Here is a 25,674-nt window from a genome sequence, read left to right as displayed (position 1 = left end):
CGTGTCTCCGGAGATTTAGTCCGCCCGTCAATCATGGGTGGAATTCGGTTGGAAAATTTTCGGGCATCTGGCCGCCAAAGTTTGCGGTCAGTTCTTTCGAAAGGGTGTGGAGTGAGGTCAAAATCAGCGGCTGCCGCGCGCTGGTTGCACGAATTTCGGGAACGGCAATCGCAATGGTTCCAATCGCGATCTGATCAATACCGAAGATAGGCGCCGCATATCCGAAGACACCATCTTCAAAGCTGCCATTACTATTGGCCCAGCCCGCCTGACCGATTTGTGCAACCCGGTCACGGATAATCTCTGGGTCCGTCATTGTTGACTCGGTAAATCGGGTGAGTGTGTCGGATTCCAAGCGTTCCAGAAGGAAAGCGGGACCGAAGCTCAGCATGCACAATCCCGAAGCAGTCGCGTTGACCGGAATAATTTCGCTAGGGTCGAGACTTACGCGAACGCTGTGCTGCGTGGTTTCAACCACCAACGCGGTTTGTAGAGTGTCTTTCTCAAGCAGGGTAAGGTGCAGACTCTCGCCAACCTCATGCATCGCGGCCTGCATTTTCTGGCGTGCACCATCAAGGCCGGGCTTGGCAATTTCTCGCAGGGCGGCCAACCGTAGAGCAGCTGGTCCGATGGCATATGATTTCGTCTGCGGATTCTGCTCGATCAGGCCGAACTCTTCCAGTGCTCGTAAGTGGCGGAGGGCGGTCGCCTTGTTCAAACCAGCTAGGCGCGCAATGTGACTCAGCCCGATTTCCGGCTGAGAGCTTGAAAAGTACTCTAGCATTTTCAAGGCATTAAGTGCGGTGCCCATGTGTTTTGCCTCCTCCCGGTCAGGTAATACTTGACAGAATTAACTTAACAACGCAACATTATTATTGTTAACGCGGTTCATTTATTGAACCACTAACGGGAGGTGTCAATGAAGAAATTTCTAGTAACCGCCGCATTTGTAGCGTCAGCAACCGCTGCACTGGCAGAATATCCAGAGAAGCCGGTAACCTTCGTGGTTCCATGGCCTCCGGGCGATCTTGAGGACGTGCTGACGCGAATGATCGCGGACGAATTTCAAGCCATGTACGACGTCCCGGCCGCGGTCGTGAACAAGCCCGGCGGCGGCGGCGGTCCGTTCCCAGGTGCAGTCGAAGTCGCCACCGCCCCGGCGGACGGATACACTATTGGTTCTTTCGTCATTGGCGTTCCCGTCATTGGACCGGAAATCGGTATCCCTGAACTGAACCCGAACCCGTTTGATCCGATCGGTATTTTTCTGACTTACCCATTCGTAATCGCATCCAGCAAGGATGCGCCGTTCTCGAACTGGGAAGAACTGGCGGAACACGGCAAGGACAACGATTTGGCGCTTGGTCATTTCGGCTCGGTCTTGCCGCCCACGCAGGTCACCTTTGCTGCTGCTGTCAGCAGCGGATTTGATTTTGCAAGTGAAGCAGCCTTTGACGCGTTGGATTGCAACACGCTGGCATCGGGTGACGTGGACGTCATCAACACCACGCTGCAACTTGTACTACCTTGCCTGGACGACGTGAACATTCTGGCGAGCATTGGTGGCGAGCGGATTTCGCTGATCCCCGATACGCCGACGATCGTCGAGCTCAACCCGGATCTGCCGCTGGCATTGTGGAACGGCCTGTTCGTTCACAAGGATACTCCACCCGAGGCACGCGAAAAAATCACCGCAGCAGCACAAAAGGCGGTGCAGTCGGACAAAGCCAAGCAGCTTGCTGAGGAAACTGGTGCTTTGATCTACTGGCAGGACCCAGACGCATCCAACGCTCAGATTGAGCAAGACAAATCCTCTTTCGCTAAGATTGAAGAAATTCTGGGCGAGTAAGATCCAGATCGGGCGTGGGGCACTGCCTCACGCCTCTTTCAGGTTGGGAGGAAACGATGATTGCAAAGACTTTACAGGACATGTTCAAAAGATATCGCCGACCCGGCGATGTCGTTTTCGCCGTACTGTTTCTGGCATTCGCAGTGTTTCTGTTATCCCAACTGGGTGATCAGACCAAGGTCGTCAAACGAACCAAATGGTTCGCACAGCCGGGTCTTTGGCCCACAATTGCAATCTGGTGCATGGTGGTGTTCGGGTTTCTGCATTGGCTTAGCTCGGCCATGTCAGACCGGATCAGCGGCCGCTGGACCGAGGTCGGGTTCTGGGTTCGGTCGCTCGAATATGTTGCCTATTTCCTGATCTATGTGCTGGTGGTTCCGCAGCTGGGATATCTGCTCTCAACCATGTTGTTCGCAGTCTTCCTGACCCTTCGTGTAGGGTTTCGTGGTGCAAATGCTATCGGAATAGCTGCGTTGTTCGGCTTTGTGGTCACCATCGTTTTCCGTGGCTTTCTTCAGGTCAAGATCCCCGCCGGAGCGGTCTATGAATACCTTCCGGATTCCGTGCGCGCATTTGCGCTGACCTATCTGTAAGGGGCCACTATGGAAACGCTTCTTTCCGGCATTTCGATCCTGCTACAATGGCAGGTAATCGTGGCCCTGCTGATCGGTTCGATCGGCGGCGTCATCATCGGTGCATTGCCCGGCGTGGGTGCGGCGGTGGCCATCGCAATCCTGTTGCCTGCCACCTTTGCGTTCGAGCCCATCGTAGGACTAACCCTGTTATTGGGTATCTACGGCTCGTCCATGTATGGCGGAGCCATTCCCGCGATCCTGATCAACACCCCCGGCACAGCGGTGAACGCGCTGACCACTTATGACGGATATCCCATGACCAAACGTGGGCAGGGCCACCGTGCGCTATCTCTGGCGTATTCGGCCTCGTTCTTCGGGGGCGTGTTTGCGATCATCTGTCTGATGGTGTTGTCACCGGTTCTGGCCCTTGTCGCCCCACATTTCGGCAGTCGCGAGATTTTCCTGGCCGCGCTATTGGGCATCATTCTGGTTGTGCTGGCCCACCGGGGGCAGATTTTTGCCGCTGGTATGCTGGCGGCCTTCGGTATTTTTCTGAATTCGTTGGGGCTGGAGCCCGTGAAATACACCCGCCGGTTCACCTTTGATCAAAGTTGGTTGGCTTCCGGCATTGATCTCATTGTGGTCGTGCTGGGTCTGTTTGCGATTAGCCAGGCATTTCTGCTGCTATTGGAAAAGAACCACGCGCCAGGCGACACCCATGTAAGTGGCAATATCTTTGCCGGTCTCAAAGAACTCCTGGGCGTGAAACGCGTTGCTACCGTGTCCTCAAGTATCGGTGTTTTCATGGGCATGGTGCCGGGTACGGGCGAGTTTACATCGCAATTTTTATCCTACACCTATGCTCAAAAGACGTCAAAAAACCCAGAAAAGTTTGGTGATGGCTCACCCGAGGGACTTGTAGCGTCCGAGGCGGCGAACAATGCCGTCCCAGGCGCTGCGATGATTCCTCTGCTGGCTCTGGGTATTCCCGGCGAGGCGCTGACGGCGATGATGCTGTCGGTGTTTTATGTCCACAACGTGATCCCCGGACCGCAGCTGTTCGAAAACCAGATGGACTTCGTATTGGCCCTGTATATGGCGCTGATCCTGCTTAACGTGATCGTTCTTGTGTTCTTGTTGTTTTCGACGAATCTGCTGCTGAAGATTATCCAGATCCCGACCCGGTTCCTTGGTGTCATGATCCTGATTTTGGCATTCGTGGGGGTCTATAGCCTGCGCAACTCGATCACAGATTGTGCCATTGCTGCCGGGTTCGGGGTTTTTGGGCTGATCCTAAAACGGCTGGACCTGCCGATTGTTCCAATCATTTTGGGCATGGTTCTTGGCGGGATTATGGAAACCAAGCTGCGCAGCGCAATGGCACGGGTCAAAACGCCGCTCGACTTCATCGACCGGCCCATCGCGGCCGTTCTGTTTGGCCTGATCGTTCTTATCCTGATCCTGCACTGCCGAACGCTGTATTTCGAATTCAAAAACAAACTGCGGCCGGAACCTACGATGCAACCCGTGGATTCCGATAATCCGAACCAGCAAGGATAAGCGACCTATGGATCAACTTGCCATCGATGCGCTACGTGGTCAGCCCGTACCGCCACGGAGCCTTCTAATTGATGGGCGTCACGAGGCCGCAGCGGCAGGAGGGCAACTGGATGTCATTTCTCCAATTGACGGTCAGGTTCTAACTCAAATTGCCGAGGGCACCCCCGCGGATATGGAGCGGGCTATTGCGGCGGCCCGCACGGCGTTTGAAGACGGACGCTGGTCGCGGGCTGCACCTTCTGTACGCAAGAAGGTGTTGTTGAAACTGGCCGATCTGATTGAAGAACACGCTTTGGAACTGGCCGTTCTGGGCGTGCGGGACAACGGCACTGAGATCAACATGGCCATGAAGGCCGAGCCGATGTCGGCTGCGGGCACGTTCCGCTATTATGGCGAGGCCATAGACAAGATCTATGGTCAGATTGCGCCCACAGCTGAAAATGTGCTGGGCCTCGTGCATCACGCGCCTGTCGGCGTTGTCGGGGCGATTGTGCCGTGGAACATGCCGATGATGATCGGTGCGTGGAAGATCGCGCCGGCGCTGGCGGCGGGCAACTCGGTGGTGTTGAAACCTGCGGAATCGGCCTCGCTATCACTTTTGCGATTAGCCGAATTGGCGCTTGAGGCAGGTGTGCCGGACGGTGTCCTGAACGTTGTCACAGGCAAAGGCAGCGTGGTTGGTGAAACACTGGCCCTGTCGATGGATGTCGACATCATGGTTTTTACCGGCTCGGGTGCGACAGGGCGGCGGCTTCTGGAATATTCCGCGCGCTCGAACTTGAAACGCTGCTACTTGGAGCTTGGCGGAAAGTCCCCCAACATCGTGTTCAACGACGCCCCGGATCTCGCGCAGGCGGCCAAGGTCTCCGCCGCAGGTATTTTCCGAAATTCAGGTCAGATTTGCGTCGCGGGATCGCGCTTGCTGGTGCAGGAGGATATTCACGAAGACTTCGTCGCCGAGATCGTTAAACACGCGCAGGCCTTCCGCGTCGGCGACCCGCTGAATTTGAACACACAGATCGGGGCAGTGCACTCATTGCCGGAATTGGAAAGCAATCTGGATTTCGTCGCCCAAGCCGAAGCGGAAGGTGCTGAGCGCCGTGCCGGCGGTGACCGAATTCTGACGGAAACGGGCGGTTATTTTATGGCACCCACTGTAATGAACGGGGTCAAACCCACCGACAATCTGTTCCGCAATGAGGTCTTTGGTCCGGTTCTGGCCGTGACATCGTTCAAAGACGAAGATGAGGCACTGCGCCTGGCCAATGACAGCGTTTATGGATTGGCTTCGGGCGTGTGGACTGCAAATCTGAGCCGTGCACATCGCATGGTGGCGGGCATCCGCTCTGGTGTTGTTCACGTCAACACTTATGGCGGTGCGGACGCCACTGTGCCTTTGGGCGGAGTAAAGCAGTCGGGCAACGGCCACGACAAGTCTATGCATGCAATGGAAAAGTATTTCGATCTAAAAACAGCCTGGATTCAGCTGTAAGACGATAGCCTGCAAGGAGAAGATTACCATGGGCGAAAAGACTATCTTGTTGATCGGCACCTATGACACCAAAGACCCCGAGATGCGCTACATCGAAGAGTGCATCACGGCGCAGGGTGGCAACGTGCTGACCATGGATGTCTCGGTTCTTGGGGATCCAACCACGCCCACGGACATTTCCAAACATGATGTGGCCGCGGCCGGTGGTATGACTATAGATGAGGTGATCGCGCTCGGTGACGAAAACAAGGCTTTTCGCGTGATGTCGCGGGGCGCAGCAACGCTTGTTGCGCAGGTCTACGCCGAGGGCAAATTTGATGGGATGCTCGCAACTGGTGGCACGATGGGCACCGATCTGGCGCTGGATTGCGCGCAAGCTTTGCCAATGGGTGTGCCGAAATACATTGTCTCCACCGTCAGTTTTTCACCGCTGATTCCGCCACACCGTTTGGCACCGGATATTCAGATGATCCTTTGGGCTGGCGGGCTTTATGGTATGAACTCGGTTTGCCGCTCATCGCTAAGCCAGGCCGCAGGTGCTGTTTTAGGCGCAGCCCGCGCGGTTCAACGCCCTCAGCGCGATCGCCCGATGATCGGGATGACTTCGTTGGGCTCATCCTGCCTGCGTTATATGAAAACTTTGAAACCTGCTTTGGAAGAACGGGGATACGAAGTGGCCGTGTTCCATTCAACGGGCATGGGCGGTATGGCATTTGAGAAGCTTGCGGGTGAGGGCGCGTTCTGTTGTGTAATGGATTTCTGCATGCAGGAATTTGCCAACATGCTCGCAGGTTCGCTGGTGTCCTCGGGGCGTGACCGGCTGACAAATGCCGGACGCGCGGGCGTGCCGCAAATGGTGGCCCCAGGCGCGCTGGATCTTTTGGATTTTGCCGGTTGGCAGGACATTCCCGACCAATATGCCGACCGTCTGTTCCACGAACATAATCGCCTGATCAAAAGTGCGGTGTTCAATGCAAAAGAGCGACGGGCCGCTATTCGGGAAATGGCCGATCGTCTGAAACAAGCCACCGGCCCAACCCATTTTTTCCTGCCCACCGGCGGTGTTGAGGAATGGGATCGCGAAGGTCAGGAAGCGCATGACCGGGAAGCGCTTGCCGAAATGGTTGACGAGGCTCGCAACGTGATGCCAGCGGTTGCATCAACTACGGAAATTGACGCCCATATCAATGACGACGCCTTCTGCGAAGCGGTACTCAAACAGTTCGACAAATGGATGAATGACGGGGTGGTTAAGGCGACATGACCAGAAAAGCCAAAAACATCCTGTTTATCATGTTCGATCAGCTTCGGTACGACTACCTGAGCTGCACCGGACATCCGAGTTTGAACACCCCCCATTTGGATGCGCTTGCTGCCAAGGGAGTGCGGTTTTCCCATTGCTATGTTCAATCGCCCATCTGCGGGGCCTCAAGGATGAGCTTTTACACAGGGCGTTACGTACACAGCCACGGCGCTGCCTGGAATAATTTTCCGCTCAAGGTCGGAGAGGTTACTCTGGGCGATCATCTGCGCGAACGTGGGATGGATAGTTGGTTGATCGGAAAGACGCATATGAGCGTGGATCAGGCAGGGATGGACCGTCTGGGCATTTCGCGCGATGGCGTGATCGGAGCACGTGTCGCGGAATGTGGTTTTGATGTCTTCCTCCGTGATGACGGCTTATGGGGTGAGGGGCCGCAAGGCTTTTATGACAAAAGACGTTCGCCTTATAATGAGTATCTGAAAGGGCAGGGGTATGAGGCTGAAAACCCCTGGCAGCACAATGCCAATGCCGGGGTTGATGAAGATGGTGGTGTCGCTTCGGGTTGGTTTATGCGGCACGCTGATAAGCCTGCAAACATTAAGGAAGAAGATAGCGAAACGCCGTGGCTAACGGGACAGGCGATTGAATTTATTCAAACGCAGGATGCAAATTCCGCTGGGCCATGGATGTGCCACCTGTCCTATATCAAGCCGCACTGGCCTTACATTGTTCCAGCGCCGTATCATGATATGTACACGGCAGTGGATGTTTTGCCGGTGGTTCGCTCGGATGGCGAGTTACATAATCCTCACCCTGTCTATGAACAATTCATGCAGAACGAAATCGGTCAAACCTTTAGCAAGCCGGGTGTGCGTGAAAAGGTGATACCCGCCTATATGGGGCTGATCAAACAGGCTGATGATCAGATGGGTCGCCTGTTCAATTGGCTAGAAGAGAATGGCCACATGGAAGACACGATGATTGTCGTGACTTCCGACCATGGGGACTACCTCGGTGATCATTGGATGGGTGAAAAGGATCTCTTCCATGATCCGTCGGTGCGCGGTCCACTGATCATCTATGACCCGTCACCAGAAGCAGACGCAACACGCGGCACTGTTAGTAGCGCACTGGTCGAAAGTATTGATCTGGCGGCAACATTTGTTGATCTGGCAGGTAGCGATGTCCCGGATCACGTTATCGAAGGCCGCTCGCTACTGCCGTTACTGTATGGCCAAAACCCCAAGGCATGGCGCGAGTATGTGGTTAGCGAATATGATTATTCCGCCACGCCCGAAGCCGCTGCTCTGGGCCTTGACCCCAAACAAGCACGCCTGTTCATGCTGGCGGACAAGGATTGGAAATTCATCTTTGCCGATGGTGGGTTTCGCCCGTTATTGTTCGACCTGAAAAACGACCCTAAAGAGTTGAATGATCTCGGTGCCGACCCGGGCCATGCTGAGGTGATTAACATGTTCATGAAGCGCTTGTCAGAATGGGCGCGCCGTCCATCGCAACGTACAACAGTTTCAAATGAAACGTTGCTGAAGAAGCGAGACGGTAGTGCGGCTGATGTCGGTATTTTTATCGGTGTTTTTGATGAGCGTGAATTGCCCTACGACGTAATAGAGAAAACGATCAAGCGTCGGTAAGTCATGCAGGGGTTTCGTCATGTTGTGGGTCTTTTGCGGATCTGTCGCAAAGTTGTTTAAGCAGTTGCGATGACCCCATTCAACTACCTTCAAGGCAACAACACAAACAACAACAACGAAAAATGAGAGAAAACGGCCTGGATCCGGGAACAAAGTTAATCAGCACCAGGCTAATCAACTTCTTCAGATAAATGGTGGTATGACCCGTAGTTATTTCAAAAAGAACGAACCGTAGTTCATACCGACGTCTATCGGACGGAATTGTCGGGATTTTGCGGAAACGCTGACTTTCGCTGCGCGTGCATTACACTATCAATTTCGGACCTAACGCGGATGTTCACACCGTTTTGAGTTCGTAAGCAAATGAAAGCAATTCGCCGTTGAGTTGAGAAAGAGTATTTTCTTTGTAACGGATTTGTTGCGTCTGTTGGTGTTCCGCGGATGTCAAATGACATTCAGGCGCATAAGGCGGCAAAGTTCGCACTTCGCCGCCAAAACCCCACAAATATATTAGTCTACCGCAAGTTCTGTAATTTCACGGCGGAAGGGCAAAGCGTCACCAATACCTTTACCATCGAGTTCCCGTGCATAGCGGTGACCGGCATAGGTTGCCCAAGCGATCGGAGCCGGTGCGTTGGCGTCGCCGATCAGTTTGACCGACTTGATGCCTGCATCTGCCCAGTCCGCTTCGCGTGCCTTCAGATCATTGAATACGCCGTTGTTTTCCAGACGGGATGCAACCATCACAACAGCATCTGCCTCGATCTTCCAAGTGCGATCGGTGTAGACACAGTTTGAGACCACATGATCCGGGTGGATTTCAGTGACGCCTTGGTTGAGCGCGATCTCGACCCCCGCGTCGACCAGCCTTGGATGAATGGCGATCTGTTCCAACGTGTTGTTGGTCCAGTCACTGACATAAGCCGATGGTGTAACCAGCGTCACTTGCGCGCCGTTCTTGGCCAACAGTTCGGCAAGAACACCACCCATATAATAGTGGTCGTCGTCGTACACCACCACTCGGCCGGATGGGATTGTGCCATCCATCAGATCGTCCGGGGTATAGACCCTGGCGCCTTCAGCAATTGGCATCGGCACAACGTGCTGACGCGAGACACCATCGTTGCGCCATGTCGCTCCTGTGGCGATACAGATGTTTTCGAAGCCGAACTCCAGAATGCTCTCAGCATCTAGCTCGCTTTCGCGATAGATTTCCACGTTTGGGCGCTGGCTGAGTTGATAGTCACGATAGTCCACTACCCGACCCCAGGCCGATAGGCCCGGCAACAGACGTTCGCGCGCCACACGGCCTCCGATAACGTCGCGGGCCTCGGCCACGGCAACGTCGTAGCCGCGGCGACACAGCGCCCACGCGGCCTCAAGCCCCGCAGGGCCCGAGCCCACGATCAGCACGTTCGAGCTATCACCTTTTTCGTTCATCTTCTCGGGGTGCCAGCCCTTGCGCCATTCCTCCATGAAGGTCGGGTTCTGGGTGCAACGACTGATCGACATGGTCATGTCACCCGTGATGCAGATGTTGCAGCCGATGCATTCGCGGATGTCCTCTATCCGGCCTTCTTCGATCTTTTTGGGCAGGAACGGGTCGGCGATAGATGGACGGGCGCAGCCGATGAAATCCAGCGTACCGGACTTGACCATCTTGGCCATTACATCGGGTGAAGTGAACCGGCCCACGCCGACAATAGGCTTGTCGGTCAGATCGTGAATACCACGCACCAGTTCTTCCTGCGTGGCCTCTTCCTTGAAACGTGAAGGGCCAGAACAGTCTTCCCAAGTTCCTTGCGCCAAATCCCAAAGATCCGGCAGGTCCTTGTTCATTTCAATATAGTCACGCACCTCGGCGTTCGAAAAGCCAAGCTCACCGATGGTTTCATCCAGGCTGACCCGCAGCGTGATCGCCATCGTATCGCCGACCGCGTCGCGCATGTCGGCGATGACTTCCTGACTGAAACGGGCGCGGTTCTCCAGACTGCCGCCATATTCGTCGCTGCGCTGGTTGGTGGCACGGCTGAGGAAGTGTTGGAAGATGCCAAACCCGTGCGCACCATAGAGACAGATCAAGTCAAATCCTGCGTTTTTCGATCGTTTGGCAGCGTTCACGAACCAACGGCGCAGGTCTTTGATGTCCTGCTTGTCCAGTGCGCGGGCTTGAACCGGGTCGTTTGTGAAAGTCCGAATGGGAAGGGCAGAAGGGGCCAGCGGCACTTCTTTGGTATAGAGGTTCGGCCCGTTGATGCCGGAATATGCCAGCTGAATGCCCGCCAAAGCGCCATGTGTTTTCATCCGTTCCGACATCTTGCGCAGTTGCGGGATGTCCTTGTCCTCCCACAGACGCAGCTCGATAAAGGGTGTGATCTCAGACGTGTGGTGCATCTCGCACTGCTCGGTGAAGATCACACCCCAGCCGCCTTCAGCCTTGATCCCACGCATCGCAGCCGCCGCCGAGGGATCACGATATCCGCCGCCGTTACAATGGGGAACTTGATAGAACCGGTTCTTGGCGGTCAGAGGGCCGATCTGCATCGGCTCGAACAGAATATCATAGCGTGGATCGCGCATGGCTGGCTCCTTAAGGCTGGCTGATAGGGTTCACGGAGGGCCGTCAGTCCCAGTAAATCAAGATCTAAAGACCGGTGGCAACTTCTGTGATGGAGTCGCGCAGGATGGCTTCGATGCGATCAATCATGGGCTCGTCCATGATCAATGTCGGGGACAAGATCAGCACGTTTCCCAAGGGGCGTGCGATCAGGCCGCGTTTCTGGCAGGCTTGGGCTACTTTCAGCCCCACTTGCGCCTCATCCGGATAACTTTCCTTGCTGGCGCGGTTTTTGACGAATTCGATCCCCATCATGAAATGGCTACCACGCACTTCGCCGACCATTTCGATGTCGGTCAGACCGCGCAGGTTGGATTCGAACCGTGCACCGGTTGATTGCACCCGCTGCGGGATCTGCTCGCGCTCCATAATCGCGATGTTGGTCAGACCTGCCGCCGCAGCCGCAGGGTGGCCCGAATAGGTCATGCCATGCAGGAACATACCGTCGGGCCCCGAGATCACTTCGTGAATATCATCCGAGACGATCGTGGCCGAAAGCGGTTGATAGCCTGAGGTCAAGCCCTTGGCCGTGGTGATGATGTCTGGCACCATGTCGAACACATCTTCCGAGGCAAAAAAGTGCCCAAGACGGCCAAAGGCGGTGACGACCTCATCGGCGACGTATTTGATATCGTTGGCCTTACAGACCTCCCACGCGCGCTTGTGATAACCTTTAGGTGCGGTCACAACACCGCCTGCGCCCTGGATCGGCTCGGCGATGAACGCACAAATGTTTTCTGCGCCAATCCGCTCAATACTGGCGGTCAGATCGTCGATCAGATCGTTAAGGAACTCACCCTCGGTCATCTCGCCGCATTCGCGCCAGTAGTGGGGTGAGCGCAGGTGATGCACGAGTTCGCTGGCCGCGTGCCAACCTTCGGAATAGCCAGGTGTGGTCATCGCCATCGCCAGATGAGTCGATCCGTGATAGGCGCCGTGCCGCGATAGAACCAGCTTCTTTTCTGGCTTTCCCTTGCGGATATTATAATGGTGCAGCATCCGAATGGCGCTGTCATTTGCGACCGAACCGGAATTGCTGAAATAGACCGAATTCAGATGACCCGGCGCAAGCTGAGCGATCTTCTCGGCCAGCGCCGCCGCTGCCGGGTGTGTAAAGTTGTAGAAGGTCGAGTAATAGTCCAGTGTTTTCAACTGATCCGAGATCGCGGCAATCATCTCGTCATTGCCATGGCCGATATTGACGCACCATAAACCGCCAATTCCGTCGATCAGCTCTGTTCCGTCGCTGTCATAAACGTAGGCGCCCTTTGCCCGCGATATGACGGTGCGAGCGCCCTGCTTCTTTAGCGCGTCCAGATCGGCGAAAGACTGAATCAGGTGCTTATCCTGCGAAAGAATGTCGAGCGTATCTTTAGCCATGATCAACCCCTTTGTTTTCCTGTAGCAGTTCTGCTGATCCGGCGCGTCCCTTGTTCGGGCCATGATCGCGCCGGCGGATACATACCACCTAAATAGAGTATTTACGTTACTTTGGCGATTTCAGGGGGTATATACCCCCAGGGGGGTACCCGAATATGTCACAAATTTCGGCACCAGACGCCTTGTCGACCGCAATTATGGCAATCGGATCAGAACGCTTCGGTGATGCATTGCACCGTTGGCTGGATGCGACATGCTCATTCGATAACTTCGCGATCATCGCCTTTTTTAAGGATCGTGCGCCCCAGGTTCTGATGACCCACGCTCGCGACAGTCGCGTTTTCGAGCGCATCGACAGCCACTATGTCAAAGGAGCCTATCTGCTGGATCCGTTCTTTGGCCTACATCAAAGCCGCGCTGCAGACGGTCTTTATCGTTTAACCGATGTCGCCCCTGATCAGTTTCAGCGCAACGAGTACTTCAAATCCTACTACGCCAACACAACGCTGACAGATGAGCTTGCTTATTTCGCCTGCCTTACCCCGATCAGTTCAATCACAGTCTGTATCGGCAGGGACGCAACCACCGCATCGCGGTTCTCGTCCAGAGACTACAGCGCGGCTAAACACATCGCGCCAGTGGTTAGTGCGCTGGTCAGAATGAACTGGCCAGACATCAAGCCCCCGATTGAAGGTGAGCCGGAAGATACCGTTGAACAACTGCGCCGGCGCATGTCCGCCGAGCAGGACATCAGCCTAAGCCCAAGACAGGCCCAGGTGGCGCTGTTGATCCTGCAAGGACACTCGTCGATTTCTATTGGCCTGACACTTGGCATTAGCCCCCAGACCGTAAAGGTCTTGCGCAAGCAACTTTACCGGAAATGCCAGATCTCTTCGCAGGGGGAACTGTATTACCTGATCGCGCCTTATCTGTCGGAGAATAGGCAACTGCCTGGGAGCTCAACATAAAACCCGACAAGTTAGCCAAAGCCTAATTAAGAGTAAGTTAGACAGTTATTTCACCTGTTTCGAACTTGTGAAACCTTAACCTGGAAACGTGCATAGCGTGCTGGAGTGGCACAGAATGCGGCAATCCAAAGCGGCCGTTACCCAGGTATCGGCTAGCTCACCGGTTAGGTGCTGATGTCCGAATTCTGAAAGTGCAAGGCGTTCGGTCCATTGTGATCGCTCGTCCTCCAAGACCGGCATGTAATGAGCGATGGCAATGACCTCTCAGGGTCAATTCGAGATGCAGTTATAGGGAACCGACACATGTCCATTGAGAAAACGGATACGCTGGTTGTTGGCGGCGGACAGGCTGGTATCGCGCTGAGCGAGCACTTGGCAAACAACTATGTGCCCCACATCATTCTGGAAAAGAACCGCACTGCAGAAGCATGGCGTACCGGTCGTTGGGACGCATTGGTTGCCAATGGCCCGGCCTGGCATGACCGTTTTCCCAGCCTGCAGTTCAACGGCGACGACCCCGATGCGTTCGTGCCTAAGGACCGGGTTGCCAAATATCTTGTCGAATACGCCGAAATGGTCAAAGCCCCCATTCGCGAAGGTGTAGAGGCGCTGAAAGCAGAACGTCTGCCGGGTGAAGGAGGCTTCAAGGTTGAAACCTCTGCCGGCGAGATTCATGCCAAACGCATTGTGGCCGCCACGGGCGCGTTCCAGCAACCGGTCATTCCGCCGATCGTGCCGGCAACGGCTGGTGTCGAGCAAATCCACTCCTTCTACTACAAGAACCCCGACCAACTGCCAGAAGGTGCCGTGATGGTGGTCGGTGCCGGGTCGTCCGGCGCGCAGATCGCGGACGAGTTGAACCGCGCAGGCCGCAAGGTCTTTTTGTCGGTTGGTCCGCATGACCGCCCGCCTCGCCGATACCGCGGTCGCGACAATGTCTGGTGGCTGGGCGTGCTGGGACTTTGGGATATCGCTGCGCAAAAACCCGGAACCGAGCATGTCACCATCTCAGTTAGCGGGGCCCATGGTGGGCATACGATGGATTTCCGCCGGCTTGGAAATGAGGGGGTCACCCTTACTGGTATGACCAAAAACTTCGAGAACGGCGTTCTCAGCTTCGCGGATGATCTACAGCGCAACGTAGCCGCAGGCGACGCCAATTATCTAGAGATGCTTGATCTTGCTGACGCCTATGTGGAACGCACCGGAATTGATCTGCCGGAAGAGTCTGAGGCGCGCGAACCCTTTGAAGACCCGGACTGTTTGACCAATCCGCTTGGGTCAGTCGATTTTGCCAAAAAGGGTATTTCCACGATCATCTGGGCCACGGGCTTCCGTCAGGATTTCAGTTGGATCAAGGCGGACGCATTTGACGCCAAAGGCGCGCCGATCCACCAGCGCGGCGTTTCGGTCGAACCTGACATATACTTCCTTGGCCTGCCTTGGCAGTCACGTCGTGGCTCCACCTTCATTTGGGGCGTTTGGCACGATGCGAAATACATAGCCGATCAGATTGCGATCCAGCGCGCCTATGCCGATTACGATGGTCAGGCGGCAATCATCGCCCCAGCAGCCGCAGAATAAGACAACAGGACACCGAAATGGCGCACATTCGCATTCGCAAATTCAACACCAAAGAAACCTACCCCGATCAGAACCTCGATAACGACCTGTGTCAGGCCGTCGTCACGCAAGGTGGAAAAACCGTCTACCTGCGTGGCCAGTGCCCGCAGAACCTGGATGATGCAGTCAATATCGACAGCCACGATCCGGTCGAGCAGACCCACAAGGTCATGCAGAACATCAAGCAGCTGATCGAAGAGGCCGGCGGTTCAATGGAACATCTGGTCAAGGTCGTCGTCTACATCACTGATGTCCGCCACCGCGAGGCCGTCTATCGCACCATGGGCGAGTATATCAAAGGGGTCTACCCTTGCTCGACGGGGCTGGTGGTTCAGGCACTCGCACGCCCGGACTGGTTGGTTGAGATTGACGGCACCGCAGTCATTCCCGACTGATCTTGCCGATCATTTGAGGATACCGGGCTGCGCACTTACGCTCTCACCCCGCGCAGCCCGGTCTTTGTCGTTAAGGAGGTCTATATGACTTTTTCACTGGTCGCCCGTTGTGCCGATACCGGCATGTTCGGGTTGGCGATTTCGTCGTCTTCACCCGCCGTGGCCGCCCGCTGTTCGTTTGCCCGCGCCAGTGTCGGTGCTGTCGCATCGCAGAACGTAACCGACCCCAGCCTTGGCCCGCTGACGCTGGATCTGATGGAACAAGGTAAAACCGCGCCTGAGGCCATCGCCGAGATGACGGCCCGCATGAAATTCATTGAGTACCGTCAGGTTCTGGCCGTGGACACCGCTGGACGCACGGCGATCCATTCCGGTCCCAACAGCCTTGGCATCTGGACACAAGCGCAGGCCGAAAACGTCGCCTCGGGTGGCAATCTTCTGGACAACGACGGCGTCCCGCAAGCCATCGTCGACGGGTTTCTGTCGGCCTCGGGTCATATCGGAGACCGCCTGATCGCAGCCATGCGCGCCGGTCTGGACGCGGGGGGCGAGGCCGGTCCGGTACATTCAGCAGGCATGAAGATCGTCGACAAGGTCAGCTGGCCGGTAGCCGACCTACGATGCGACTGGACCGAGGGTTGCCCGATTGAGGCCATCGCAACCGCCTGGGACATCTATAAACCGCAGCTGGACGCCTATATTCAGCGCGCGCTCGACCCGAGAGAAGCGCCTTCTTATGGCGTACCCGGCGACGAATAATCAGCGAGAGAGACATCATGTTGGATTATACGCACGAAGATTGGAAAAGTCGCGCCGCCGGTCTGTCATTTCGTGGGCAGGCTTTCATTGACGGCAAGTTTGTCGATGCCACATCGGGCAAGACCTTTGATAGCATAAATCCCGCCACAGGCGCAGTGCTGACTCAGGTTGCCGAATGCGATGAGGAAGACATCAACCGTGCCGTCGCCGCAGGCCGCGCCGCATTCGAGGATGGCCGCTGGTCGCGCATGGCCCCCGGTGACCGCAAGGCGGTGATGCTGAAACTGGTCGACCTGATCCGCGACAATCTGGAAGAGATGGCGCTACTGGACAGTCTCGACATGGGCAAATTAGTGACGGATGCTGCCACTATCGATGCCCCCGGTTCGGCGCATTTCTTCCAGTGGTATGCCGAGACTATCGACAAGGTCTATGACGAAGTCGCCCCAACCGGGCCTGGCGATTTGGCGCTAGTCAAACGTGTTCCTCTGGGCGTGATCGGAGCAGTGACACCGTGGAACTTCCCGCTGGACATGGCCACATGGAAAGCCGCCGCGGCGCTTGCGGCCGGCAACTCGGTTGTGCTGAAACCGGCCGAACAGTCGCCCCTGTCAGCGCTGAGACTGGCGGAACTGGCGGCTGAGGCTGGCGTTCCGGATGGTGTATTCAACGTCGTGCCTGGCTTTGGCGTGACTGCGGGCAAAGCGCTGGGTCTGCATATGGATGTGGACTGCCTTGCCTTCACCGGGTCGACCGCAATCGGCAAGATGTTCATGCAGTATTCGGGCGAGTCGAATCTGAAACAGGTCTGGCCGGAAACAGGTGGCAAAAGCCCCAATCTGATCTTTGCCGATTGCGAGGATCTGGACTCGGCCGCTGACATGGCCGCCTTTGGCATCTTCTTCAATCAGGGCGAGGTCTGCTCGGCCAATTCGCGGCTATACGTGGAACGCTCGGTCAAGGATGCGTTTGTCGAAAAGCTGATCGCCCGTGCGCAGGCGATGCAACCCGGTGACCCGCTGGACCCGGCGTCGAAAATGGGTGCCATCGTTGATGAAAAGCAGACACAGGGGATCATGCGCTTTGTCGAGGAAGGCAAGAAAACCGCCAACCTTGTGACTGGGGGCGAACGGATCACATTGGATGGCAAGGGCTGCTTTGTCCAACCGACCATCTTCGACGACGTAGACCATGACAACCCGCTGGCGCGCGATGAGATCTTCGGCCCCGTCCTGTCAGTCATTCCCTTCGACACCGAAGACCAGGCCGTGACGATGGCCAATGACTCGGTCTATGGACTGGCAGCGTCAGTCTGGACCGATAACCTGTCCCGCGCTTGCCGGGTGTCAGACAAGCTGATGGCAGGGACCGTTTCGGTGAATACGGTAGACGCGCTGTCTGCAATGACGCCGTTTGGAGGCATGAAACAGTCAGGGTTTGGGCGCGATTTGTCATTGCACTCGCTTGAAAAGTATACTGCTTTGAAAACGACTTGGATCAAGTACAAGGCTTGATCCGCAAGACCGCGGAGATGCGCCTTTGCCTTTCAGATACACGCTGCGACAGCTTGAGTATTTTGTGGCCGTCGGAAAGGCAGGCAGCATCGCAGCCGCCAGCGACAAGCTGAACGTCTCGTCGCCGTCGATCTCGGCGGCGATCACCCAGTTGGAAGTGGAATTCGGCGTCGCCCTTTTTGTGCGCGAACACGCGCGTGGTCTGTCGCTGACCAAGGCCGGGCACAAAATCATGGAACGTACCGAGTTCGTTCTGCGCGAGGCCGAGTTGCTGGCCACACTGGCCGGGGAAATCACCGGGAAGGTACAGGGTATCCTGTCCGTCGGGTGTCTGGTTACATTTGCTCAGATTGTTCTACCGGGGTTGCGACGCGACTTCGAGGACACCTATCCCGATGTACGTATCGAACAGCGTGAACTGAATCAGGCCGTTATTTTCAGCCAGTTGCGCCGGGCTGAACTGGACATCGCCCTGACTTACGATCTGGACATTCCCGCCGATCTCGAATTCCGGCCACTCCATGAACTGCCACCTTATGTCGTTCTGAGCGAAGGTCATCCGCTGGCAAATCGCAGCGAGCTGACGATCCCCGACCTGCAGGACAGCCCAATGGTCTTGCTGGACCTGCCATTTAGTGGTGAGTATTTTCTGTCCTTTTTCCGCGAAGCCAATATCAAACCGAATATCGCGGAGCGCACCGCAGATATGTCGGTCATGCGATCTTTGGTGGCGAACGGGTTCGGTTTTTCGATTGCCAATATCCGCCCCCTCAACGTTTTGTCGCCGGATGGCAAAAAGCTGATCTTTGTGCCCTTGGCCGGGGAAATGCGCCCAATGCGTCTTGGCTTGCTGCGCGCGCGGGCCGAGAATGAAACAAACACATCAAGAGCATTCATTGATCATTGTGCTCATGCCGTAGATTCAGGATCGCTTCCTGGTCTTTTTGCGCAGGACGAAGGGTGATTGCGTGACTTAGAGATCTCCTAACCTCTGCTTCGCCATTCCCAGATTTAAGTATTTTACCCGTCGTATAGGCTTGGAGAGAATGACCCTCTCACAGCCAAGACCAAAGCGGCTGTCAAACCAAAAAACAGGTTCAATCCTATGATCTCTACCCTGGATATTCTCGACAGGCTTGTTGGCTTCGATACGGTCAGCAAAAACTCGAACCTTGAGCTTGCCGCTTATGTCGAAGAGTTTTTGGAGGCGCGCGGATTCACCGTTCACCGCATCACCGACCCTGGTGGCGACAAGACCGGGCTTTATGCCGAGAAAGGACCTGCGGGTGATGGCGTACTACTATCCGCGCATACTGATGTTGTCCCGGTCGAAGGCCAAAGTTGGACCAAGGACCCATTCCGCCTGACCCGTGAAGGCAATCGCGTCTATGGGCGTGGCACCACGGATATGAAGGGGTACGTGGCTTCTGTCATGGCGCTGGCGGATCGTGCCGCCGGGGCTGATCTGCGCGAACCTCTCAAGATCGCGCTTTCTTATGATGAAGAGGTCGGCTGTGTCGGCATCCAGCACATGCTGGACCGGCTCGCCCCTATGCTGGGCCAGCCACGCGCCTGTTTTGTGGGTGAACCGACCGAGATGCAGGTGGCCGTCGGCCACAAAGGAAAAGCCGCGCTACGTGCCGTCTGCCACGGCCAAAGCGGGCATTCAGCTCTGGCCCCGAAATTCGTCAACGCGCTGCACCTGGCAACTGATTTTGTAGGTGAATTGCGCGCGTTGCAAGAAACCTATGCCAAAAGCGGCAACAGCGACCCGGCCTATTCGGTGCCCTACACCACGTTCCATGTGGGCATGATGTCTGGCGGCAAGGCGTTGAATATTGTGCCGGATCGCGCTGAACTGACATTTGAATACCGTCATGTCGCCTCGGATCATGGCAAAGACATCTTGTCACAAATTCTGGAGGCGGCCATCAGGGTCGGTGCACAGTATCAGGACCTGTGTCCCGAGGCGCGTATCGAGGTTGAACAGTATAACGCCTATCCCGGACTGGAGGTCGCCCAGACCGAAGGCGTCATTGCCTATGCGCAGAAACTGGCGCAAAGCAACGTCACCACAAAGGTGGCCTTCGGTACAGAGGCCGGGTTCTTCAGCGAACTGGGCGTGCCGACTGTTGTTTGCGGGCCCGGATCAATGGAACGTCAGGGCCACAAACCGGATGAGTACCTGGAGATCAGTCAACTGAACGCTTGCGACGCAATGATGGATCGCATCCTCGAAGATATCAGGCGGTGAACAACAAGGGGTTTACCACAAACCAAAATGCCCCCGGCGGAAACCAGGGGCATTCAAGATAAGTATGTGACCTGAATTACTTCTTCAGATTGGTCCAGATTTGGTCGTACACCGCCTGAGTTTCCTCATCGCAAACTTCGATAAAGACACCCGGTCCGGCATTGGCATGTGGATTCTTTTCAGGCTGCGCTGCCAGCGCTGGGTCCAGAAAGCTTTCCACCCCGTTCACGCCCGCGTTGTATTGCGCGAAGTTGGTCACGGCAGCGATGTTCTCAGGTTCCAGCAGGAAATCCATGAAGATCAGCGCGTTGCCGCGGTTGGGCGCATCTTTCAGCAGAACCACGTTATCCATCCACGCAATGTAACCTTGTGTCGGATAGGCGTATTCGACGTTGGCGCCTTCTTCGCGCGCCTTGGCAGAGAAACCGTCATAGATTTGACCTACAGCCGCATCGCCCGAAACCAGTACCTCTTTCGCGGTGTCTGAGTTGAACGAGGCCCAATGCTGTTTGGCTTCTTGCAGCATGGCGTTCAGCGCCTTCAGCTGTTCACGATCTGTGGAGCACTGCGGAATGCCCATGTGCAACGCGGCCATGGCCATCACTTCGCCCTGACTGTCCAGCATGTTGATGCGACCCTGCAATTCAGCCGGCGGGTTGAACAATATGTCGGTGGTTTGAATGTCCCCGTCATAAGCATCGCGGTTAACTGCAAAGCTGGTCGAGCCCCACTGATACGGAATCGAAGATTGGCGGTCGGGGTCAAAGCTGGGATCGGCCCAATCGGGGGCGATGTTGCCTTTGTTCTTCAGCTCACCATCGGCGATCGTGTCCAGCATGCCTTCACCCGCCATGATCGAGACCATGTAATCACCAGGCACAGAAACGTCATAAGTGCCGATGCCACCAGCCTTGAGCGAAGCCAACATGGACTCGTTCGAGTCGTATGTGTCCATGGTGACAGTGATGCCGGTTTCTTCGGTGAACTTATCCAGCAGCTCTTGCGGGATGTATTCGAACCAGTGGTACAGAACCAGTTCGCCCTCGGCTGCTGCGGCATTTGCGCCAATGGCCAAGGCAAGAGCAGCGACGCCGCTTTTCATCATATGTTTCATGTGACTCTCCATCTGTTGGTTATTTTGTGTTGTCAGACTTGCTGACGAAATAGCTGATCGTGACCATGACGATGGACACACTCAGCAACATGGTCGAAATCGCCATGATATTCGGTTTGATCCCCTGCTTGACCGAGCCAAAGATCGCGGTAGGAAGCGTTTCGACGCCCGCACCCTTCACGAAATTGGTGATGATGAAATCATCCAGGCTGACGATGAACGCCAGCAGGAAGCCCGAAATGATGCCGGGCATCATCAATGGCAAAAGGATTTTGGTGAATGCCTGCCGTTTCGTGGCATAGAGATCCAGTGCCGCTTGTTCATAGCTGTCTTCGATCCCCTGCATGCGGGCTGAGATCGGCAGGTAGGCAAAGGGAATGCAGAACGCGATATGGGCCAGCAGGATCGTCAGGAGCCCGCGTTCGAAACCGATCGAATTGAAGAAGATCAGGGTCGCTACCGCCAGCACGATTTCCGGCACCATCAGCGGCAGGCTGATCAACCCGAAAGACACAGTGCGAAAACGGAACTTACCCCCGCGCACCATCCCCGTTGCCGCCAGGGTCGCGATGGTCGTCGCCGTAGTTGCCGCGATGATGGCGATGATAAAGCTGTTCTTCGCTGCCGTTTTGAACTTGCCGCTTTCTGGGCCGGTAAACACATCTGCATACCAGCGCAGCGATACACCTTCCCAGTTGGTCAGTGATTGCGACGCGTTGAAGCTGTAGATCGTGACCACGACCAGCGGCGCATAAAGGATGACCAGACACAGCAGTGTAATACCCTTGAATCCGGGATATGACTTGATGTCGAATTGCTTGCTTGCCATTGATCAGCCCCCCGCCTTGTCGGCTTTGGCTTGTTGCCGGGCCGAGAACATCAGAATGATCAGCACCATCGTCAGCAGGACCATCGATGCCGCCGCTCCGAACGGCCAGTTGCCAGCATTGCCCTTGAACTGTTCTTCAATCAGCGAACCGATCATGAAGTTCTTGGCGCCACCTAACAGGTCGGGTGCAAGGAACGATCCCATCGAGGGGACAAAGACCAGAATGCAGCCCGCAAACACGCCAGGTTTGACCGCAGGAAGCAAGATCCGTCGCAGCGTCGTCCATTTCGACGCGTAAAGGTCCGCCGCTGCCTCGGACAGGGCAAAGTTGTAGCGTTCGACCGCCGCATAAATCGGCAATACCATGAAGGGCAGGTACGAATAGAACAGGCCCAGCTGCACCGCGAAGTTCGTATTCACAATGTGCAGGGGGCTGTCGATTAGGCCGATATTCATCAGAAAATCATTGAGCGGCCCCTGATCCCGCAGCAAGAATTTCATCGACACGGTCCGGATCAACAGGTTCACCCAATACGGGATGGTGATCAGGAATACCCAGACCGGACGCATGTTCTCGGACCGGGTCGCAATGAAATAGGCGGTCGGAAACCCGATCGCGAGGCTCAGCAGCGTCGCCGCCGCCGCCTGCCAGATCGAGCGCCAGAAAATAGTGATATAGGTCCACTCAATCTTGGGGGGCTCGTCCCCGAACAAGCCGCGATCAAAGAAGAATTGATCGTAGGCAGCCAGAGAGAATTCCCAGATCACACCCCCGCGGAATTCTTTCGTCAGGAAAGAGTAGATCAGCATCATGAGAACTGGGGCCAGCACCAGAATGGACAGTGTCACCCATGCAGGCAACAACAGCCATGTACGGGCCTCTTTGTATGTGTCTGTCGTTGCGCTGCCGCCGCTTGCTGCACCCGCTGCCATCAGTCCACCAGGAGGCGCGCGGCCCCCAGCTCCATGTTGACAAACATTTCGGCGCCCGGCTCGAAGATACGCTTGTTGCCGCGATCTGAATTCGAAGTGCGCACGACAAAATCAGGACCCTCGTCCAGATGCACTATTGTGGTGATGTCGGTGCCGACAAAGATGTTGTCTTTGACGCGCCCGTGCAGGCCTTCGGTCTCAACCGGCTCGGCGGACATATACAGACGTTCGGGGCGGATCGACATGTGGACCTTGGACCCAACGCCAACCCCGTCGACGGCGTTGCAAGTCAACTCATGCCCACCGCCCAGATGACAGGTTGCGCGGCCGTTATCAATACCATCGACGGAGACCTCCAAAAGGTTTGTTTCGCCGATAAAATCCGCCACGAACATGTTGTGCGGACGCTCATAGATATCGGTCGGTGCACCCAGCTGCTGCAACTCGCCTGCCGACATGACCGCGATCCTGTCAGACATTGTCAGGGCCTCTTCCTGATCGTGGGTGACAAAGATAAAGGTGATCCCGGTTTCGCGCTGCAGGTGCTTCAGCTCCAGTTGCATCGCCTTGCGCAGTTTTAGGTCCAGCGCAGATAATGGTTCATCCAGCAACAGAACCTTGGGCTGCGGTGCCAGGGCCCGGGCAAGCGCTACACGCTGCTGCTGACCACCCGACAACTGGCTGGGCTTACGTGCCGAGAACTGGGAAAGCTGCACCAGCTCCAGCATCTCACCTGATTTCTTTCGGGCCTCGGATTTCGACTTGCCCCGCATTTCCAATCCGAACGCCACGTTATCCAGAATGGTCATATGCGGAAACAGCGCATAGTTCTGGAAAACTGTATTAACTGGGCGTTTGTTGGGCGGCAGGTTCTCGATCTCATCTCCATAGAGGTAGATGGCACCTTCGGTTACGGCCTCGAAACCGGCGATCATTCGCAGCAGAGTTGTCTTGCCGCACCCGGACGGGCCAAGGAGTGTAAAGAACTCATTGTCCATGATCGACAGCGAGATCGTCTTAAGCGCCGTAAAATCGCCGTAGCGTTTTACTGCATCCCGCACGTCGATCGCGATATTTACCTTGTCAGACAATTGCGCCTCCCCGAGCATTGCGAAATTCCACTCAGGTATATACGGGCAGCGCGATCCTTCTAATAACTGACTTCCTCACCAAACATTAGGATTAGCCTAATGTTTAATTTTTGCACTTATTAATCAGTATATTATGGTGCATCTTTGCGCTTTATTAACGCCAAGAAAACGGCGAAACGTAGTTCCTTGCTGTTTACCTACGCCTTTCGGAGGACCAGTGTGAAAAAACTGGTTGGCATTCTTACTTCCATCGAAGCTGTCACTGTGTTGTTTCTTGTTAGCGTGTTACTCTTCTTATTGGTGGAAAATTTCCCAAACCCAAGTGTAGAGTATTTCGACCAGACTGACTCGGGAGCTTCCAGAACATTTTGCATTTAGCTTAATGGACTGAACCACTGCCACCGCTGCAAAATCATGCACTGCGACAGGATGTGTCGCAAACTTCTAAAGCGGTCTGAGGCGGCGACTTACTAGTCGCACCTATTCTGCGATCGCGGCAAATAGCAGAAATCCAGACGTCACTGTGCTCTGGAATTGCCACTTCCGGAGCATATTGGAGACCTCGATGCCTTCCAGAGTAGCCGAGGTGAAATTAAACAATTTGAACCCGCACATGTGCCGAATACGACGTATTATGAACCGATGTTCCTGTTCGATCAGGTTAGCCGTCACCTCAATTGATGTCCTGGGTACTAAAGGTTCAAATTTCTAGGACTGATGAAAACGATCAGCTTTGACTACGCCGTTCCCTTCGGCCGCCATGCTATCAGTCAATTCGTCACATATCTGGTGATACAGGCCCTATAACCGCGCTTGAATAAACTGGTCTGAATTCGCGCAAGGCCAAAGCTCATCTACCATTTTGCTGAGATGTTCATCACCTAGAAGACCATCAAGAAGCAGATTCAATACATGTTCGGCGCAGACGTCTTGACCCTCAATAGTTTTCAATGTGCCTAACTTCGCCTTCCCACGCTCGTTCAGGCGGTCAAAAAACAAAAGAAGAAGATCGTTTTTGTTTCCTGCAAGGTGAGGGATTAACGAACGGAGTAGCCCATCGTCGGTTTCTACTGTGGATAGGGTTGGTTGAGCCAATTCCTCTCGGGCCCCAATGCGTTCCAGAGCGTCCAAAATTTGCGTAATACATTCTTTATAGTTCTTGGGACGTACCAAAAATGCTTCGCGATGTACGACGACTGGTTCAGTGAAGTCGCGATGCAGCGACAAGCAGTTTGCCTGATGTCCTTTGGATCGTCAGTTGGATTAACACAGAAGTGGTAGGGGCAATGCTGGGCTCGCTCCGAGGCCAGCTGCGAGCCCGGAAGCAACTGACGCCGCAGGGTGCCGAATGTCGGCTATTGGCGAGCCGAACGTCTTCTTATCGTTCCAAGACGCTTCCAGATGTTCTGGCTGACCTTCCATCCCGCGACTACTGAGCCAGGCATTTTCTTCTTGCTGCCGAACAAGCCATGCTTCGATCTGTTGAGCTGGGTTTTCGGATAGGCCATCTAACTGCTCCCGCTTCGTGCGCATATGAGCTGAACCTGCAATGAAGGACGCCAGCGTTGTTTATTCAAGCACTGTGAATTGTTTGGGTTGATCGGTCAGCTTATGGTCTGGCGCATCATCCCAGATAGAAACTTCGGCAATCAGGGCTGACTTTGGGCTCAGTAAGATCGGTGCACCTGGCGGGGCCAGCATGCAGCCGCCAACAATGACTGCGATATGATAAAACTTGCTGCCGCCATACAGACCAAACCGTTCGTCAATTGCCTGATTGAGGTTTCGCGTCAGTTCTTGTTAGG

General features: G+C 55.3%; 22 protein-coding genes. 13 read left to right on the top strand and 9 right to left on the bottom strand.

Annotated features, from left to right (window positions below; all coding sequences use genetic code 11):
• Positions 1-31: 31 nt before the first annotated feature.
• A complete protein-coding gene (locus AC2FIO_RS16840) occupies positions 32-811 on the bottom strand; it encodes an IclR family transcriptional regulator (protein WP_496699070.1) in 780 nt (259 codons plus the stop codon).
• A 108-nt stretch (positions 812-919) separates the two neighbouring features.
• Here AC2FIO_RS16840 and AC2FIO_RS16835 point away from each other — a divergent pair, with 108 nt between their 5' ends.
• Genes AC2FIO_RS16835 through AC2FIO_RS16810 form a run of 6 tightly spaced genes read left to right on the top strand, consistent with a single transcriptional unit; the run spans position 920 to position 8,392 of the window.
• Positions 920-1,849, top strand: a complete 930-nt coding sequence (locus AC2FIO_RS16835; RefSeq protein WP_496699069.1) for a tripartite tricarboxylate transporter substrate binding protein — start codon at positions 920-922, stop codon at positions 1,847-1,849.
• Positions 1,850-1,905: 56 nt separating this feature from the next.
• A complete protein-coding gene (locus tag AC2FIO_RS16830) occupies positions 1,906-2,442 on the top strand; it encodes a tripartite tricarboxylate transporter TctB family protein (protein WP_496699067.1) in 537 nt (178 codons plus the stop codon).
• Between the two features lie 9 nt (positions 2,443-2,451).
• Positions 2,452-3,984, top strand: a complete 1,533-nt coding sequence (locus AC2FIO_RS16825) for a tripartite tricarboxylate transporter permease (protein WP_496699066.1) — start codon at positions 2,452-2,454, stop codon at positions 3,982-3,984.
• A 7-nt stretch (positions 3,985-3,991) separates the two neighbouring features.
• The gene (locus tag AC2FIO_RS16820) at positions 3,992-5,476 is read left to right on the top strand and encodes an aldehyde dehydrogenase (protein ID WP_496699065.1); all 1,485 of its coding nucleotides are present in this window, start codon (positions 3,992-3,994) and stop codon (positions 5,474-5,476) included.
• A gap of 28 nt (positions 5,477-5,504) precedes the next feature.
• Entirely contained in the window at positions 5,505-6,740 is a 1,236-nt protein-coding gene (locus AC2FIO_RS16815; RefSeq protein ID WP_496699064.1) for a Tm-1-like ATP-binding domain-containing protein, read from the top strand.
• A complete protein-coding gene (locus AC2FIO_RS16810) occupies positions 6,737-8,392 on the top strand; it encodes a sulfatase-like hydrolase/transferase (protein WP_496699062.1) in 1,656 nt (551 codons plus the stop codon). Before AC2FIO_RS16815 ends, AC2FIO_RS16810 begins: the two co-directional genes overlap by 4 nt.
• A gap of 510 nt (positions 8,393-8,902) precedes the next feature.
• Here the strand turns inward: AC2FIO_RS16810 and AC2FIO_RS16805 are convergent.
• On the bottom strand, positions 8,903-10,972 hold the full coding sequence (locus tag AC2FIO_RS16805) for an oxidoreductase (protein WP_496699060.1): 2,070 nt from the start codon (positions 10,970-10,972) through the stop codon (positions 8,903-8,905).
• A 64-nt stretch (positions 10,973-11,036) separates the two neighbouring features.
• On the bottom strand, positions 11,037-12,389 hold the full coding sequence (locus AC2FIO_RS16800; RefSeq protein ID WP_496699058.1) for an aminotransferase class III-fold pyridoxal phosphate-dependent enzyme: 1,353 nt from the start codon (positions 12,387-12,389) through the stop codon (positions 11,037-11,039).
• 155 nt (positions 12,390-12,544) lie between these two features.
• Here AC2FIO_RS16800 and AC2FIO_RS16795 point away from each other — a divergent pair, with 155 nt between their 5' ends.
• The 7 genes from AC2FIO_RS16795 to argE all read left to right on the top strand — a co-directional run bounded on the left by AC2FIO_RS16795 (position 12,545) and on the right by argE (position 19,902).
• Positions 12,545-13,357: a helix-turn-helix transcriptional regulator gene (locus AC2FIO_RS16795; RefSeq protein ID WP_282170383.1), complete on the top strand. Its 813-nt coding sequence runs from the start codon at positions 12,545-12,547 to the stop codon at positions 13,355-13,357.
• Between the two features lie 303 nt (positions 13,358-13,660).
• Positions 13,661-14,941 (top strand): flavin-containing monooxygenase, encoded by a 1,281-nt coding sequence (locus AC2FIO_RS16790; RefSeq protein ID WP_282153278.1) that lies wholly within the window; start codon positions 13,661-13,663, stop codon positions 14,939-14,941.
• A 17-nt stretch (positions 14,942-14,958) separates the two neighbouring features.
• Positions 14,959-15,375 (top strand): RidA family protein, encoded by a 417-nt coding sequence (locus AC2FIO_RS16785; protein WP_496699056.1) that lies wholly within the window; start codon positions 14,959-14,961, stop codon positions 15,373-15,375.
• Positions 15,376-15,459: 84 nt separating this feature from the next.
• Entirely contained in the window at positions 15,460-16,134 is a 675-nt protein-coding gene (locus AC2FIO_RS16780; protein ID WP_282153277.1) for a DUF1028 domain-containing protein, read from the top strand.
• A 17-nt stretch (positions 16,135-16,151) separates the two neighbouring features.
• Positions 16,152-17,648 carry an aldehyde dehydrogenase gene (locus AC2FIO_RS16775; protein ID WP_496699054.1) on the top strand — a complete coding sequence of 499 codons (1,497 nt, stop codon included), beginning with the start codon at positions 16,152-16,154 and terminating at the stop codon, positions 17,646-17,648.
• A gap of 25 nt (positions 17,649-17,673) precedes the next feature.
• Positions 17,674-18,612: a LysR substrate-binding domain-containing protein gene (locus AC2FIO_RS16770; RefSeq protein ID WP_108862429.1), complete on the top strand. Its 939-nt coding sequence runs from the start codon at positions 17,674-17,676 to the stop codon at positions 18,610-18,612.
• 141 nt (positions 18,613-18,753) lie between these two features.
• Positions 18,754-19,902, top strand: coding sequence for an acetylornithine deacetylase (gene argE / locus AC2FIO_RS16765; protein ID WP_496699051.1), 1,149 nt, complete (start codon positions 18,754-18,756; stop codon positions 19,900-19,902).
• A 76-nt stretch (positions 19,903-19,978) separates the two neighbouring features.
• Here argE and AC2FIO_RS16760 read toward each other — a convergent pair whose 3' ends face one another.
• From AC2FIO_RS16760 to AC2FIO_RS16735, 6 genes are all read right to left on the bottom strand, one after another.
• Entirely contained in the window at positions 19,979-21,016 is a 1,038-nt protein-coding gene (locus AC2FIO_RS16760; protein ID WP_282120978.1) for an extracellular solute-binding protein, read from the bottom strand.
• Between the two features lie 19 nt (positions 21,017-21,035).
• Positions 21,036-21,845 (bottom strand): ABC transporter permease, encoded by an 810-nt coding sequence (locus AC2FIO_RS16755; protein ID WP_282120977.1) that lies wholly within the window; start codon positions 21,843-21,845, stop codon positions 21,036-21,038.
• 3 nt (positions 21,846-21,848) lie between these two features.
• Positions 21,849-22,778, bottom strand: a complete 930-nt coding sequence (locus tag AC2FIO_RS16750; RefSeq protein WP_108862424.1) for an ABC transporter permease — start codon at positions 22,776-22,778, stop codon at positions 21,849-21,851.
• A complete protein-coding gene (locus tag AC2FIO_RS16745; RefSeq protein WP_282170389.1) occupies positions 22,778-23,887 on the bottom strand; it encodes an ABC transporter ATP-binding protein in 1,110 nt (369 codons plus the stop codon). Before AC2FIO_RS16745 ends, AC2FIO_RS16750 begins: the two co-directional genes overlap by 1 nt.
• Positions 23,888-24,670: 783 nt before the next feature.
• On the bottom strand, positions 24,671-25,096 hold the full coding sequence (locus tag AC2FIO_RS16740; protein WP_496699048.1) for a hypothetical protein: 426 nt from the start codon (positions 25,094-25,096) through the stop codon (positions 24,671-24,673).
• Between the two features lie 342 nt (positions 25,097-25,438).
• The gene (locus AC2FIO_RS16735; protein ID WP_496699047.1) at positions 25,439-25,570 is read right to left on the bottom strand and encodes a hypothetical protein; all 132 of its coding nucleotides are present in this window, start codon (positions 25,568-25,570) and stop codon (positions 25,439-25,441) included.
• Positions 25,571-25,674 lie beyond the last annotated feature (104 nt).

The sequence above is a fragment of the Ruegeria sp. CDSB086 genome, assembly GCF_059611065.1.
The sequence above is the reverse complement of the archived record's forward strand: the minus strand, read 5'-3'. Positions and strand labels throughout refer to the sequence as shown.

Bases quoted from the DNA above. Each gene is read 5' to 3' on its own strand.
- AC2FIO_RS16840 (WP_496699070.1), bottom strand. From the start codon at position 811: ATGGGCACCGCACTTAATGCCTTGAAAATGCTAGAGTACTTTTCAAGC.
- AC2FIO_RS16835 (WP_496699069.1), top strand. From the start codon at position 920: ATGAAGAAATTTCTAGTAACCGCCGCATTTGTAGCGTCAGCAACCGCT.
- AC2FIO_RS16830 (WP_496699067.1), top strand. From the start codon at position 1,906: ATGATTGCAAAGACTTTACAGGACATGTTCAAAAGATATCGCCGACCC.
- AC2FIO_RS16825 (WP_496699066.1), top strand. From the start codon at position 2,452: ATGGAAACGCTTCTTTCCGGCATTTCGATCCTGCTACAATGGCAGGTA.
- AC2FIO_RS16820 (WP_496699065.1), top strand. From the start codon at position 3,992: ATGGATCAACTTGCCATCGATGCGCTACGTGGTCAGCCCGTACCGCCA.
- AC2FIO_RS16815 (WP_496699064.1), top strand. From the start codon at position 5,505: ATGGGCGAAAAGACTATCTTGTTGATCGGCACCTATGACACCAAAGAC.
- AC2FIO_RS16810 (WP_496699062.1), top strand. From the start codon at position 6,737: ATGACCAGAAAAGCCAAAAACATCCTGTTTATCATGTTCGATCAGCTT.
- AC2FIO_RS16805 (WP_496699060.1), bottom strand. From the start codon at position 10,972: ATGCGCGATCCACGCTATGATATTCTGTTCGAGCCGATGCAGATCGGC.
- AC2FIO_RS16800 (WP_496699058.1), bottom strand. From the start codon at position 12,389: ATGGCTAAAGATACGCTCGACATTCTTTCGCAGGATAAGCACCTGATT.
- AC2FIO_RS16795 (WP_282170383.1), top strand. From the start codon at position 12,545: ATGTCACAAATTTCGGCACCAGACGCCTTGTCGACCGCAATTATGGCA.
- AC2FIO_RS16790 (WP_282153278.1), top strand. From the start codon at position 13,661: ATGTCCATTGAGAAAACGGATACGCTGGTTGTTGGCGGCGGACAGGCT.
- AC2FIO_RS16785 (WP_496699056.1), top strand. From the start codon at position 14,959: ATGGCGCACATTCGCATTCGCAAATTCAACACCAAAGAAACCTACCCC.
- AC2FIO_RS16780 (WP_282153277.1), top strand. From the start codon at position 15,460: ATGACTTTTTCACTGGTCGCCCGTTGTGCCGATACCGGCATGTTCGGG.
- AC2FIO_RS16775 (WP_496699054.1), top strand. From the start codon at position 16,152: ATGTTGGATTATACGCACGAAGATTGGAAAAGTCGCGCCGCCGGTCTG.
- argE (WP_496699051.1), top strand. From the start codon at position 18,754: ATGATCTCTACCCTGGATATTCTCGACAGGCTTGTTGGCTTCGATACG.
- AC2FIO_RS16760 (WP_282120978.1), bottom strand. From the start codon at position 21,016: ATGAAACATATGATGAAAAGCGGCGTCGCTGCTCTTGCCTTGGCCATT.
- AC2FIO_RS16755 (WP_282120977.1), bottom strand. From the start codon at position 21,845: ATGGCAAGCAAGCAATTCGACATCAAGTCATATCCCGGATTCAAGGGT.
- AC2FIO_RS16750 (WP_108862424.1), bottom strand. From the start codon at position 22,778: ATGGCAGCGGGTGCAGCAAGCGGCGGCAGCGCAACGACAGACACATAC.
- AC2FIO_RS16745 (WP_282170389.1), bottom strand. From the start codon at position 23,887: ATGCTCGGGGAGGCGCAATTGTCTGACAAGGTAAATATCGCGATCGAC.
- AC2FIO_RS16735 (WP_496699047.1), bottom strand. From the start codon at position 25,570: ATGCTGGCCCCGCCAGGTGCACCGATCTTACTGAGCCCAAAGTCAGCC.